Origin of the sequence: Bradyrhizobium sp. 172 (assembly GCF_023101065.1) — a bacterium.
Taxonomy (GTDB): Bacteria; Pseudomonadota; Alphaproteobacteria; order Rhizobiales; family Xanthobacteraceae; genus Bradyrhizobium; species Bradyrhizobium canariense_D.
Genome location: NZ_CP064701.1, coordinates 3,893,396 through 3,905,847 on the forward strand (window position 1 = coordinate 3,893,396; position 12,452 = coordinate 3,905,847).

Sequence of the window (12,452 nt, forward strand, 5' to 3'; positions counted from 1 at the left end):
GGGTGGTTATCAGAGGCTCGATGCGCTATATGATTCCCAGATAAAACCTCACCGGATTTCCCCTTGGCTGACGACGACGACAAGCCCGGCGACCAGCCGGCGCAACCCTCGGATATTCGCCCCGTCTCCATCTTCGAGGAGATGAAGAAGTCCTATCTCGACTACGCCATGAGCGTGATCGTGGCGCGGGCGCTGCCTGACGCCCGCGATGGCCTGAAGCCGGTGCATCGCCGCATCCTGTACTCGATGAACGAGCAGGGGCACACGCCGGACAAGAAGTACGTCAAGTCCGCCCGCGTGGTCGGTGACGTCATCGGTAAATATCATCCGCATGGCGACCAGTCGATCTACGACGCCATGGTCCGGATGGCGCAGGACTTCTCCATGCGCGTGCCGCTGATCGACGGCCAGGGCAATTTCGGCTCGGTCGACGGCGATCCCCCGGCTGCCTATCGTTATACCGAAGCCCGATTGACGAAGGCGGCGCTGGCTCTGCTGGCCGACATCGACAAGGACACGGTCGACTTCCAGCCGAACTACGACAACAACGAGACCGAACCGTCGGTCTTGCCAGCCAAGTTCCCGAACCTTCTCGTCAACGGCGCCGGCGGCATCGCGGTCGGCATGGCGACCAACATCCCGCCGCACAATCTCGGCGAGGTCATCGACGCCTGCGTCGCGCTGATCGACAACCCCGCGCTCACCATCGACGAGCTCATCAACATCGTGCCGGGACCGGACTTCCCGACCGGCGGCGTCATCCTCGGACGGCAGGGCATCCGCGCCGCCTATCACCTCGGCCGCGGCTCGGTCATGATGCGCGGCAAGGTCGCGATCGAGACCATCCGCAAGGAGCGCGAGGCGATCATCATCACCGAGATTCCCTACCAGGTGAACAAGGCGACGATGGTCGAGCGCATCGCCGAGCTGGTCAAGGAAAAGAAGATCGAAGGCATCGGCGACCTGCGCGATGAATCCGATCGCGACGGCTACCGCGTCGTCATCGAATTGAAGCGCGACGCCGTGCCGGATGTGGTGCTCAATCAGCTCTACAGGTTCACGCCGCTGCAGACGAGCTTCGGCGTCAACATGGTGGCGCTCGACAGCGGCCGTCCACGGGTCATGCACCTGAAGGACCTGCTGGCGATCTTCGTCGACTTCCGCGAGCGGGTCGTCACGCGGCGCACCAAGTTCCTGCTCGCCAAGGCCCGAGATCGCGCCCATGTTTTGGTCGGTCTCGCCATCGCAGTCGCCAATATCGACGAGATGATCCGCGTCATCCGGACCTCGCCCGACCCGACCACCGCCCGCGACACCCTGATGTCGCGCGACTGGCCGGCCCGGGACGTCGAGGACATGCTGACGCTGATCGACGATCCGCGCCACCGCATCAGCGAGAACGGCACGATCCGGCTGTCGATGGAGCAGGCGAGGGCCATTCTCGATCTGCGCCTGCAACGCCTCACCGCACTCGGCCGCGACGAAATCCGCGAGGAGCTCGACAAGCTCGCCGGCGAGATCGCCGACTATCTCGACATCCTGCGCTCGCGCGACCGCGTGCTGGGCATCATCAAGTCCGAGCTCGCCGAAGTGAAGGCCGAGTTCGCAACCCCGCGCCGCACCGTCATCATCGAGCAGGAAGGTGAGGTCGAGGACGAGGACCTGATCCAGCGCGAGGACATGGTCGTCACCGTCTCGCACGCCGGCTACGTCAAGCGCGTGCCGCTGTCGGCCTACCGGGCCCAGCGCCGCGGCGGCAAGGGCCGCGCCGGCATGCAGACCCGCGATGAGGATTTTGTCAGCCGGCTGTTCGTGGCGTCCACGCATACTCCGATGCTGTTCTTCTCCTCGCGCGGACAGGTCTACAAGATCAAAGTCTGGCGCCTGCCGATGGCCGCGCCGAATGCGCGCGGCAAGGCGCTGATCAACATCCTGCCGCTGGAGCAGGGCGAGCGCATCACCACCATCATGCCGCTGCCGGAGGACGAGTCCACCTGGGGCAATCTCGACGTGATGTTTGCCACGACAGGCGGCAACGTCCGGCGCAACAAGCTGTCCGACTTCGTGGATGTCCGCCGCTCCGGCATCATCGCGATGAAGCTCGACGACAATGAAGCGATCGTCGACGTGCAGATCTGCACTGAGCACGACGACGTGCTTTTGACCGGCGCCGGCGGCCAGTGCATCCGCTTCCCCGTGACCGACGTGCGGGTGTTCACCGGCCGCACCTCGATGGGCGTGCGCGGCATTGCGCTTGCCGAGGGCGACAAGGTGATCTCGCTGGCGATCCTGCGCCACGTCGAGACGACGTCCGACGAGCGCTCGGCGTACCTGAAGATGCGTCGTGCGGTCGCCGGCGAAGCTGCGGCCGAGGAGCCGGCGGCGGACGCCGAGACCGAGGAGACCTCCGGCAGCTTCCAACTCGCCCAGGAGCGTTACGTCGAGATGTCAGCGCAGGAGCAGGTCGTGCTGACCGTGTCCGTCAACGGTTACGGCAAGCGGACGTCGTCCTACGAGTACCGCACCACGGGCCGCGGCGGCAAAGGCATCGTCGCCATGAGCGTCAACAACCGCAACGGCAACCTCGTAGCGTCGTTCCCCGTGGAGGATGCTGATCAAATCATGCTGGTTACCGACAAGGGTCAGCTGATCCGCTGCCCGGTCGAAGGCATCCGCGTCGCCGGCCGCTCGACCCAGGGCGTGATCGTGTTCGACACCGCGGAGGACGAACACGTCGTCTCGGTCGAGCACATCACGGAAGAGGCCGAGAGCGGAAACGGGGCGAATGGGGAGTCGAACGGGGAGTGATGCGTCACCCCGTAGCCCGGATGGAGCGCAAGCGAAATCCGGGTTCTTCATTCGGACGGCTGTCCCGGATTGAGTTGTGCTCGATCCGGATACTGCACTGACCAGCTAAATCTCCAGCTCCGTGCCGAATTCCACCACCTGCTTGGTAGGTACGCCGAAGAACGCGGCGGAGCGTTCGGCGTTGCGTTGCAGGAAGGCGAACACGGTTTCGCGCCAGACCCACATGCCCGGCACGTCCTCGCGCGGGATGATTGTCTCGCGGCCGACGTAATAGGTGATGTCGGAGAGGTCGATGCCGGGCAGCTTGCCGTGGCGGCAGGCGAAGGTCAGCCCTTCGTAAATCGTCGGGTTCTGCATGAAGCCGTAATGCAGAACGACGCGGGTAATGCCGGGAATGATCTCGATCACCTCGATGCGGTCTTCGTCGGCGATGTGAGGAAGCTCCTCGATCAGCACGGTGACCAGGACGATGCGCTCGTGCAGCACGTGGTTGTGCTTGACGAACTGGGTCAGTGCCAGCGGCACGCCGCGCGGCGCCGAGGCCAGGAACACGGCGGTGCCGGGGAGTCTGGCGCTGCACTGGTTGACCGCGGTCTCGATCAGATCCTCCTCGGGCTGGCGCAGCTTCGCGCGTGCGGCTTCGACGAGCTTCACGCCGCTGCGCCAGGTCAGCATCAGGAAGGCGACGAAGCCCGCCAGCATCAGCGGAAACCAGCCGCCCTCGAACAGCTTGATCGAATTGGCCGAGAAGAAGATCAAATCGATCACGAAGAAGAAGCCGTTCACGGCAACCACGAGCCACGGTGAATAGCCCCACTGGATCGCGACCAGGGCGGCGAGCAGCGTGGTGATCGCCATCAATAGCGACACCGCGATGCCGTAGGCGCCGGCCAGCGCCTCCGAGCTGCCGAAACTCAGCACGGCGCCGAGCGTTGCGGCGGCGAGCAGCCAGTTCACCAACGGCACGTAGATCTGGCCGATCGCGTCGCTCGTGGTGTGACGGATCTGCATGCGCGGCAGGAAGCCGAGCTGGATCGACTGCTGCGTCAACGAGAACACGCCGGAGATGATGGCTTGCGAGGCGATCACGGTCGCGACCGCCGAGAACGCGACCAGCGGATAATGCAGGGCGTCAGGGCAGAGCTGGAAGAACGGATTTTCGATCATGGTGGGATCGGTGATCAGCAGCGCGGCCTGGCCGAAATAGTTCAGCACGAGCGCAGGCAGGCAGATCGCGAACCAGGCCAGCCGGATCGGCAGGCGGCCGAAATGCCCCATGTCGGCGTACATGGCTTCGCCGCCGGTCACCGCGAGGAAGGCGGCCCCCAGGATCGCGAAGGAGACATGAAAATCCTGATGGATCAGGAAGTCGAACGCATAGAGCGGGCTGAGCGCCGCCAGCACCGCCGGCGCCTTGACGATGCCGTGGATGCCGAGCGCTGCCAGCACGAAGAACCAGGCCAGCATCACCGGTCCGAAGATGCGGCCGATGAAGCCGGTGCCCTGCTTCTGCATCATGAACAGTCCGATCAGGATGACGACGGTCACGGGCACAACCGCCGGCGCGAGCGAGGGTGCGTCGACCTTCAGACCTTCGATGGCTGAGAGCACGGAGATGGCCGGCGTGATCGCGCCGTCCCCGTACAGTAGCGCGGCGCCGATGAGGCCGACGACCAGCAAATGCGCGCGCCAGGTACCGGGTTGAGCGTTGCGGGCATGCAGCAAGGCCAGCAGCGCGACGATGCCGCCTTCGCCGCGGTTATCCGCACGCAGAATCAACAGCGCATATTTCAGTGAGATGATCAGCAACAGCGCCCAGAGGATCAGCGAGGCGACGCCCAGAACGGCATCGTTCGTCAAAGTGCCGCCATGGGCGGCGGCCTTGGCGGCTTCCTTCAGGGCGTAGAGGGGGCTGGTGCCGATATCGCCATAGACCACCCCGAGGGCGCCCATGGTCATGGCAATCGGCAGTGGATCAGGTTGATGGCCGGAGGCGACTGCAGGCGTGCTGGCGACCCCCCGATGGGATCGCGCCCGACGGGTCATTCCGACGGGCGCGAGCATCAGGCAGTGTGCGACGGGACGTCGCAAATATCCATGGGGTATATCTTTGGGGTTTATCTTGAGAGTTAGCTGACGCGAAACTGACAGACCCCCACTACGGAGTACGGTTGGCAGTCACAAGGCGAGCCTCGCGGATGTTGGCTTTGGTGCCGGCCTGGCGGAGGCAGGACGCTTCGAAATTCGGCCAGGCCTGCTGCGAGCAGTCCTTGCCGACGGTACGGATATCGAGCCGGTCGCTCTTGGCAAGCGGCTGCGGCACGCTCGCCTCGACGGTGGGGGCGAAGCCGGGCAGGAGCGTGAGGGTGGCAGCAACACACGCAGAAATGGCGATCGCCGAAAGAGCCTTGATCATGACAGTCCCCTGTGATGCGGCCGCTACGCCCAGTGTGCGGCCCGTCGTTCGTTGGCTGGATTAGTAACCATGGCCAGTTTCCGGACGTCTTCGCGAACGCGGGAAATGGTTTCGTTCGCGCTCCGTTTTGTGTCGTGGCCGCCCTCAGGACGAAACAATTCGGCGCATTCCGACACGCTTCTGCGGAAAAACCGCCAGGGAACCTGACCGGCTTGCCGGGCCGGGCAGGGCGCGGTAGGACGTGGCCATGCCGCGCATTGCTTTCTATCCAGGTTCCTTCGACCCCATCACCAACGGCCATCTGGACGTGGTCCGGCACAGCGTGTCGCTGTGCGACAGGCTTGTTGTCGCGATCGGGGTGCACCCCGGCAAGAAGCCTCTGTTCTCGACCGAGGAGCGGCTGAAGATGCTCCATGACGTCTGCGGGCCGGTGGCCGCCCAGGCCGGCTGCGTGCTCGAGGCCGTGACGTTTGACGATCTGTCGGTGACCTCGGCGCGCAAGCACGGTGCCACGATCATGATTCGGGGCCTGCGCGACGGCACCGACCTCGACTACGAGATGCAGCTCGCCGGCATGAACGAGGCCATGGCGCCCGAGGTGCATACGATCTTCCTGCCGGCCTCTCCCATGGTCCGCCCGATCACCGCCACTTTGGTGCGCCAGATCGCTGCCATGGGCGGGGATGTCTCGGCCTTCGTCCCGCCGCTGGTTGCGGCCCAGCTCAAGGCAAAATTCGCCTGATAACGGCGCGTTTCCTTTCTCATCTCTGATCCGGAGTTGTCATGATCCGAATTCTCGCAGTTCTTGCCGCGGTTCTGTTCGCGGTGCCGGCCTTCGCGCAAGCCTTGCCGGCCGGCCTCGACAAGGCCAACGCCATCGTCATTGACTCCACCAAGGGCCGCATCGTCATCAAGCTCCGGCCGGACCTTGCGCCCCAGCACGCCGAGCGAATCAAGCAGCTCGCGCGCGAGGGTTTTTACAACAACGTGCCGTTCCACCGCGTCATGGATGGCTTCATGGCGCAGACCGGCGACGGTCAGAACTTCAATGGCACCGGCGGCTCGAAATATCCGAACCTGAAGCAGGAATTCTCGAAGGTGCATTTTGCGCGCGGCATCGTCGGCATGGCCCGGCGCGGCGACAGCGTCGACACCGCCAATTCGCAGTTCTTCATCATGTTTGCCGACGGCGGCAGCCTCGACAACCAGTACACCGTGATCGGCGAGGTCGTGCAGGGCATGGACGTCGTCGACAAGCTGAAGAAGGCGCCTCCCGGATCGAGCGGCGGCACCGTCACCGACCCCGACAAGATGGTGAAGGTGCAGGTCGCTTCCGACATCAAATAGGAGCGGCGATGGCGCGCTGCGGTGGCAAGCTCCTGCTGGTTGCCGCGGTGCTGCTGCTCGGCGTCCCAGGCGCGGTCGCCGAGGACGCACAGGTCAACACCATTCAGGACATCTTCCGGCATTTGCGCACCTGCTGGAAGCCGCCGCCCGCCGCCAGGGCCCGCCCGATCGACATCACCGTCGTGGTGAGCTTCAACCGGGCTGGAAACATTCTGGGCCATCCGAGGATTACCTATGAATCCGCGGAGGCTTCCGACAATGACCGGCTGCAATACCGGGTCGCGGTGATGGAGGCATTGCAACGCTGCACGCCGATGCCATTTACCGATGCGATGGCCGGCGCCGCTGCGGGGCGTCCGTTCGCGATCCAGTTTCGCAACCGCAAATCTTCACCTGACAGGACTTCACCCCCAACCCAAGAGAGACGAGCATGAGCGCCACCGAAAACACACTGATCCTCGAGACCACGCAGGGCCCCGTCACCATCGAGATGCGGCCTGATCTGGCGCCCGGCCACGTCGCACGCATCAAGGAACTCGTGCGCGAAGGCTTCTACGACGGCATCGTATTCCATCGCGTGATCGACGGCTTCATGGCGCAGACCGGCTGCCCCCAGGGCACCGGCACCGGCGGCTCCGGCCAGAAGCTGAAGGCCGAGTTCAACAAGGAGCCGCATGTGCGCGGCACCACCTCGATGGCGCGCGCCGCCAGCCCGGATTCCGGCGATAGCCAGTTCTTCATCTGCTTCGACGATGCCCGCTTCCTCGACAACCAGTACACGGTGTGGGGCAAGGTCACCGAGGGCATGGAGAACGTCGACAAGATCAAGCGTGGCGAGCCCGTGCAGAACCCCGACAAGATCGTCAAGGCGCGGATGGCGGCTGACGCGGCGTAGGCGTTCAACCCTCATGGTGAGGAGGCGCGTGGCGCCGTCTCGAACCATGAAGGCCGAGCTGCAGCAGCGGGGCCTTCATCCGTCGAGACGCGCGTTCCGCACCCCTCAGGATGAGGAGTGACTGTGCGGCCCTGAGACCGAGATGCGCACCGACTTCTTCGATTTCGACCTGCCCGCCGAGCGCATCGCATTGCGCCCGGCGAGCCCGCGCGACTCCGCGAAGATGCTGGTCGTCGATCGCGGCACGCTGCGCGACCAAATCATCACCGACCTGCCGCAATGGCTGAAGCCGGGCGACCAGCTCGTCGTCAACGACACCAAGGTGATCGCGGCGCAATTAAAGGGCCGTCGCATCGGCCGCGAGACCGAGCCGAAGATCGAGGCAACGCTGATCAAGCGCCTCGACGGCTCGCGCTGGCAGGCGTTGGTGAAGCCTGCCAAGAAACTCATCGCCGGCGACCGCATCCGCTTCGGCAATGAGGGCAAGGTCTGCCTGCTCGGCCATCTCGACGCCGAGGTCGAGGCGAAGGGCGGGGAAGGCGAGGTGACGCTGTCATTTTCGTTTCACGGCCCGACGCTGGATCAAGCCATCGCCGATCTCGGCAGCCCGCCGCTGCCGCCCTACATCGCCTCGAAACGCACGCCTGATGATCAGGATCTCGCCGACTACCAGACCATGTTCGCTGTGAACGAAGGCGCCGTTGCCGCGCCGACAGCAGGCCTGCATTTCACCCCGGCGCTGGAGCAGGCGATGCACGCGCGCGGCGTCGGCATCAATCGCGTCACGCTGCATGTCGGGGCAGGGACCTTCCTGCCGGTGAAGGTGGACGACACCGAAGGCCACAAGATGCATGCCGAGTGGGGTACGCTGTCGTCCGAGACGGCGGAGCGGCTCAACACGGCGCACAAGAACGGCGGCCGTATCATCGCGGTTGGCACCACGTCGTTGCGCCTGATCGAAAGCGCAGCCAGCGAGGACGGCACCATTGAGCCGTTCGCCGCCGAGACGTCGATCTTCATCACCCCCGGCTATCGCTTCCGCGCCGTTGATATTCTGCTGACCAATTTCCATTTGCCGAAGTCGACACTGTTCATGCTGGTGTCGGCGTTCTCCGGGCTGGAGGCGATGCAGCAAGCCTATGCACACGCGATCGCAACCGGCTATCGGTTCTATTCGTACGGGGATGCCTGTTTGCTGTTTCCGGCGCGGGAGTGACGCGGGCGGCGTTCTCGTGCTATACTGCTCATACGTTTTGCATGGATCGAGTGGCCGATGAACATCCGTTCCGCGAAAGTCGATGAGCTTGCCCAGCGCCTCGCCCGCTTGACGGGGGAAGATATCGAGACGGCGCTCGAACGCGCCATCGAGGAGCGCTTGTCTCGCGTGGCATCGCCGGCGGTCGATAGGAGGGCCGCCCTGACGTCGTTCCTCGAGCGAACCGCTGGCTTGCCCGTTCTCGATTCTCGGCCTGCAGACGAAATCCTCGGCTATGACCGTTTCGGGCTGCCGTCCTGATGGTGCTGGATACGTCTGCGATCGTCGCGACCGTCACCAACGAGCCAGATGGGCAGCGCTATCGGAAAGCCATGCTGGATGCTGCCAGCCTGTCGATGTCAGCAGTAGCAATCCTGGAAACAAGATCGTTCTCTCTGCTCGCCTCGGAGCATCGGCCGTGAAGTTCTTCGACGAATTGCTGGAGACTGCCGGGATTGTCGTAGTGCCGTTCGACGCAGACATGGCGAAAGGCGCGTTCGAGGCATTTCAACGCTTCGGCAAGGGCGGGGGGCATCCGGCGCAGCTCAACATCGTCGATTGTGCGGTCTACGCTTGGCGAAAGCGCGTTCGCAACCGCTGCTCTTCAAGGGAGCCGACTTTGCTAAGACAGACATTCTCCCCGCGTTGACCTGACCGCGCTATTTGCCATTGTAGGGTGGGCAAAGCGAAGCGTGCCGACCAACTTTCTTGATGCGAAGTGGTGGGCACGGCGCTTGCGCGCCTTTGCCCACCTTACGCATCTTCCGTTACGCCATCACCCGCTGTGGCAGGAGCTCCGCGATCTGCACCGCGTTGAGCGCAGCGCCCTTGAGCAGCTGGTCCGCCGCCACGAACATCGAGATCGAATGCCCGGAGGGGTCGCTGAAGTCCTTGCGGATGCGGCCGACCAGGACGTCGTCCTGGCCCGAGGCGTCGATCGGCATCGGGAAGTAGTTCCTGGCACGGTCGTCGACGACCTTGACGCCGCGCGCTCGTGCCATGATGGCGCGGACCTGGTCCTCGCTGATCGGCTTCTCGCATTCGAAGGTGATGGCCTCGCAATGAGCCCGCAGCACCGGCACACGCACGCAGGTGACGCCGATCGCGATCTTGTCGTCCTCAAAGATCTTGCGGGTTTCGTTGATGACCTTGGTCTCTTCGTCGTTGTAGCCGGTGTCAGGGTCGATCGCCGTGTTGTGGTTGAAGAGGTTGAACGCGTAGGGATGCGGCATCACCTTCGGCGTATAAACCTGCCCGTTGAGGTTGGCGCGGGTGGACTCGACCAGCTCCTCCATCGCGGCAGCGCCGGCGCCGGAGGCCGCCTGGTAGGTCGAGATGATCACCCGCTTGATGCGGTTGCTCTGGTGGATCGGCCACAGCGGCACCAGCGCCGTGATGGCGGCGCAGTTCGGGTTGGCGATGATGCCCTTGTGGTCGCGGATGCGATTCGCGTTGATCTCGGGGATCACCAGCGGCACGTTCGGGTCCATGCGGAAGGCGGAGGAGTTGTCGACGACGACGGCGCCCGCCTTGACTGCGATCGGCGCGAACTTCTTGGAGATGCTGCCGCCGGCGGAGAACAGGGCGATGTCGACGCCTTCGAAGGCGCGTTCGGTCAGCTCCTCGATGACGACGTCTTGCCCACGGAACGACACCGTCTTGCCGGCCGAGCGGGCGCTGGCCAGCGCCTTGAGCTTGCCGACGCGAAAGCCGCGCTTGTCCATGGTGGCGATGAATTCGGCGCCCACCGCACCGGTGACGCCGACAATCGCGACGACGGGATCGTTACTCACTTTGTCCTCCATTGAATTGCGATCTAAACAACAAAAAAGCCCCGGACCATCATGGGCGGGGCTTCGGTAGAGTGGATTGCGTTCTAGTCGACGACTACACGCGCACGCCTCCCCGGGCCCCGAAGGCCGTGGTGGTTTTAGTCGTGCGTTTGGTGGTCGCGAACATGGCGGGAGCTTATGCGGGAGAGTCCTGCCCCCGTCAATGGCTTTTCGGCGGGATTGGGGCTGCCGCTATTTGGTCCGGGCGCCCGGCGGTTCGAGGATGACCTCCTTGAGGTTGTCGCCACTGATGACGACGATCGCGAAATTCAGCCGGCCGCGTTCGCGCACCAGTCCGCCGCTGATGGCTTTGCCGGAGGCCGCGCGTTCGGCGACGTGGACGGCATCCGCAAGTCGGTGCTTGATGGCACCGAGCGCTGCGAGATTGCTGCGATCGTCGAGGTCGAGCTCGGCGAGAGGGAGGGCGGCTTCCCCGCCGACGAGCTCGCCGGTCGCGGCATTGATGGTGTGGCGCCAGATCCGGTCGTTGTGCAGGGTCTTCACCCGGTAGACCGGCACGCCTGAGGCTCCGTCGAAACTCACATCCGCCGTGGTGGCACCGACGTGGCGGGCTTCCGCAATCGCCATGGCCTGGTTGATCGAGATCGACGAGCTGCGGAAGCGCTCGATCTCGCGGCTGACCGCTTGGCGGTCGGCCTCGGCGTCACCATCTGTGTCGTTGTGAAGGGTGGTCGGCGTGCCCGTGCTCACGATCGCCCGCGCCGGCGCTGCGAGGAGGAGTGCGGACAGGGCGATCGCGAGCAGTCCCGAGATCCGTCGTTTGGCCGTCGTCATGCTCGAACCCTCGGCCAGCGAGTATGCCGGATGATCGTCAAGAATTTGCGGCCGACCTTGGGCATCGGTCGGCCGCTGAGCGTCGCGACGGGCTGTACCGCCGGGACGATCGAAGCGGTGCGGACCTCTTGGGGCTGGTGAAAAAGCGATCCGCATCGCCCTATAATTAAACCATACCGTATCGTTTTGTTTCGGTCAACGGCGCGGCCACGAGATCTCCCGGAAAGTTCGCAACCTCACGGAATTGTCAGCGCGACGGGCGGCGTCGCTGAGTGCCCTTGGCGGCACTCTGGCTGCCGTCCGCTGATCCCAGCGCGCCTGCCAGGAACAGCTTGATCGCAGCGCGCATGCGCTTTTCCGCGGCCTTCATCTCCGGCGGCGTTCCAAACGTCGCCAGACGATGGTTATGACCGACGACGACGTCGAGGAACACTTCCGCCGCGATGGTGGTGTCGTCGACGTCGAGCGCGCCTTGCGCCACCAGATGGTCGAAGAAGCGTGCCGTGGTGGCGACGGCCTTGAGCCAGCCTTCCTCCTTGCCGAGCTTGGCGATGTCGGGAAAGTTGATGGCCTGCGACGTCATCATGCGGCTGAAGGCGACGGCATCGGGTCCGCAGGTGAATGTCAGCATCTCGCGCCCGATCTCGACGAGCCGTTGCTCGACCGAGATATCCGAGGCGCTGCCGAGCTGCGTCTCGGCGGCCGCGGACAGCGGTGCCAGCCATCGCGCGATCTCGCGTCTCAGCACGGCTGCAAACAGGCCGCGCTTGTCGCCGTAACGGGCATAGACGGTGGGCTTGCTCACTCGCGCGGCTTCCGCGACCGCATCGAGCGAGGTCGCATCAAAGCCGCGATCCAGGAACAGGCGGGTTGCGACCTCGATCAGCCGCTGATCGCGCTCGATCGCGGCGCTTTTCGTCGGCCGGCCGCCGCGCGATTTCGGCACCTCGCGCCGCGGCGCCGCCGGTCTTGTCCTGGTCGCAGTCAATCCCATGCCCAATGATTCCTGCGCGGTCGTGACATCAGTCATTGCTCTATAACGCGCGGCAACGAGTGCGTCATGGCTAATCTGGCCGAATGATCGCATCGTCAACCGTCTCGGCA

Annotated in this window: 14 protein-coding genes; 9 read left to right on the plus strand and 5 right to left on the minus strand. The window is 64.4% G+C overall.

Annotated features, from left to right (window positions below):
* Positions 1-63: 63 nt before the first annotated feature.
* On the plus strand, positions 64-2,808 hold the full coding sequence (gyrA, locus tag IVB07_RS18805) for a DNA gyrase subunit A (RefSeq protein WP_018457993.1): 2,745 nt from the start codon (positions 64-66) through the stop codon (positions 2,806-2,808).
* A 105-nt stretch (positions 2,809-2,913) separates the two neighbouring features.
* Here the strand turns inward: gyrA and IVB07_RS18810 are convergent, their stop codons facing one another.
* Both IVB07_RS18810 and IVB07_RS18815 read right to left on the minus strand, forming a co-directional pair.
* Complete coding sequence (locus IVB07_RS18810) at positions 2,914-4,767, minus strand: KUP/HAK/KT family potassium transporter (protein ID WP_018457992.1); 1,854 nt, start codon at positions 4,765-4,767, stop codon at positions 2,914-2,916.
* A gap of 199 nt (positions 4,768-4,966) precedes the next feature.
* Positions 4,967-5,224 (minus strand): hypothetical protein, encoded by a 258-nt coding sequence (locus IVB07_RS18815; RefSeq protein ID WP_018457991.1) that lies wholly within the window; start codon positions 5,222-5,224, stop codon positions 4,967-4,969.
* A 247-nt stretch (positions 5,225-5,471) separates the two neighbouring features.
* Between IVB07_RS18815 and coaD the strand changes: the two genes are divergently transcribed.
* The 8 genes from coaD (at position 5,472) to IVB07_RS18855 (ending at position 9,370) form a co-directional block, all read left to right on the plus strand.
* Entirely contained in the window at positions 5,472-5,966 is a 495-nt protein-coding gene (gene coaD / locus IVB07_RS18820) for a pantetheine-phosphate adenylyltransferase (protein ID WP_018457990.1), read from the plus strand.
* Positions 5,967-6,007: 41 nt separating this feature from the next.
* A complete protein-coding gene (locus IVB07_RS18825) occupies positions 6,008-6,571 on the plus strand; it encodes a peptidylprolyl isomerase (protein ID WP_018457989.1) in 564 nt (187 codons plus the stop codon).
* 8 nt (positions 6,572-6,579) lie between these two features.
* The gene (locus IVB07_RS18830) at positions 6,580-7,005 is read left to right on the plus strand and encodes a hypothetical protein (protein ID WP_018457988.1); all 426 of its coding nucleotides are present in this window, start codon (positions 6,580-6,582) and stop codon (positions 7,003-7,005) included.
* Positions 7,002-7,466, plus strand: a complete 465-nt coding sequence (locus IVB07_RS18835) for a peptidylprolyl isomerase (protein WP_018457987.1) — start codon at positions 7,002-7,004, stop codon at positions 7,464-7,466. Before IVB07_RS18830 ends, IVB07_RS18835 begins: the two co-directional genes overlap by 4 nt.
* Before the next feature lie 142 nt (positions 7,467-7,608).
* Positions 7,609-8,682, plus strand: a complete 1,074-nt coding sequence (queA, locus tag IVB07_RS18840) for a tRNA preQ1(34) S-adenosylmethionine ribosyltransferase-isomerase QueA (protein WP_018457986.1) — start codon at positions 7,609-7,611, stop codon at positions 8,680-8,682.
* A 57-nt stretch (positions 8,683-8,739) separates the two neighbouring features.
* Positions 8,740-8,982: a type II toxin-antitoxin system VapB family antitoxin gene (locus IVB07_RS18845; protein WP_018457985.1), complete on the plus strand. Its 243-nt coding sequence runs from the start codon at positions 8,740-8,742 to the stop codon at positions 8,980-8,982.
* Entirely contained in the window at positions 8,982-9,143 is a 162-nt protein-coding gene (locus IVB07_RS18850) for a type II toxin-antitoxin system VapC family toxin (protein ID WP_018457984.1), read from the plus strand. Before IVB07_RS18845 ends, IVB07_RS18850 begins: the two co-directional genes overlap by 1 nt.
* Positions 9,140-9,370, plus strand: coding sequence for a type II toxin-antitoxin system VapC family toxin (locus IVB07_RS18855; protein ID WP_245288491.1), 231 nt, complete (start codon positions 9,140-9,142; stop codon positions 9,368-9,370). Before IVB07_RS18850 ends, IVB07_RS18855 begins: the two co-directional genes overlap by 4 nt.
* A gap of 118 nt (positions 9,371-9,488) precedes the next feature.
* Here IVB07_RS18855 and IVB07_RS18860 read toward each other — a convergent pair whose 3' ends face one another.
* From IVB07_RS18860 to IVB07_RS18870, 3 genes are all read right to left on the minus strand, one after another.
* A complete protein-coding gene (locus IVB07_RS18860) occupies positions 9,489-10,526 on the minus strand; it encodes an aspartate-semialdehyde dehydrogenase (protein ID WP_018457983.1) in 1,038 nt (345 codons plus the stop codon).
* A 219-nt stretch (positions 10,527-10,745) separates the two neighbouring features.
* A complete protein-coding gene (locus IVB07_RS18865; protein ID WP_018457982.1) occupies positions 10,746-11,348 on the minus strand; it encodes a PepSY domain-containing protein in 603 nt (200 codons plus the stop codon).
* A gap of 247 nt (positions 11,349-11,595) precedes the next feature.
* Positions 11,596-12,342 (minus strand): TetR/AcrR family transcriptional regulator, encoded by a 747-nt coding sequence (locus IVB07_RS18870; RefSeq protein WP_018457980.1) that lies wholly within the window; start codon positions 12,340-12,342, stop codon positions 11,596-11,598.
* Positions 12,343-12,452: the final 110 nt, after the last annotated feature.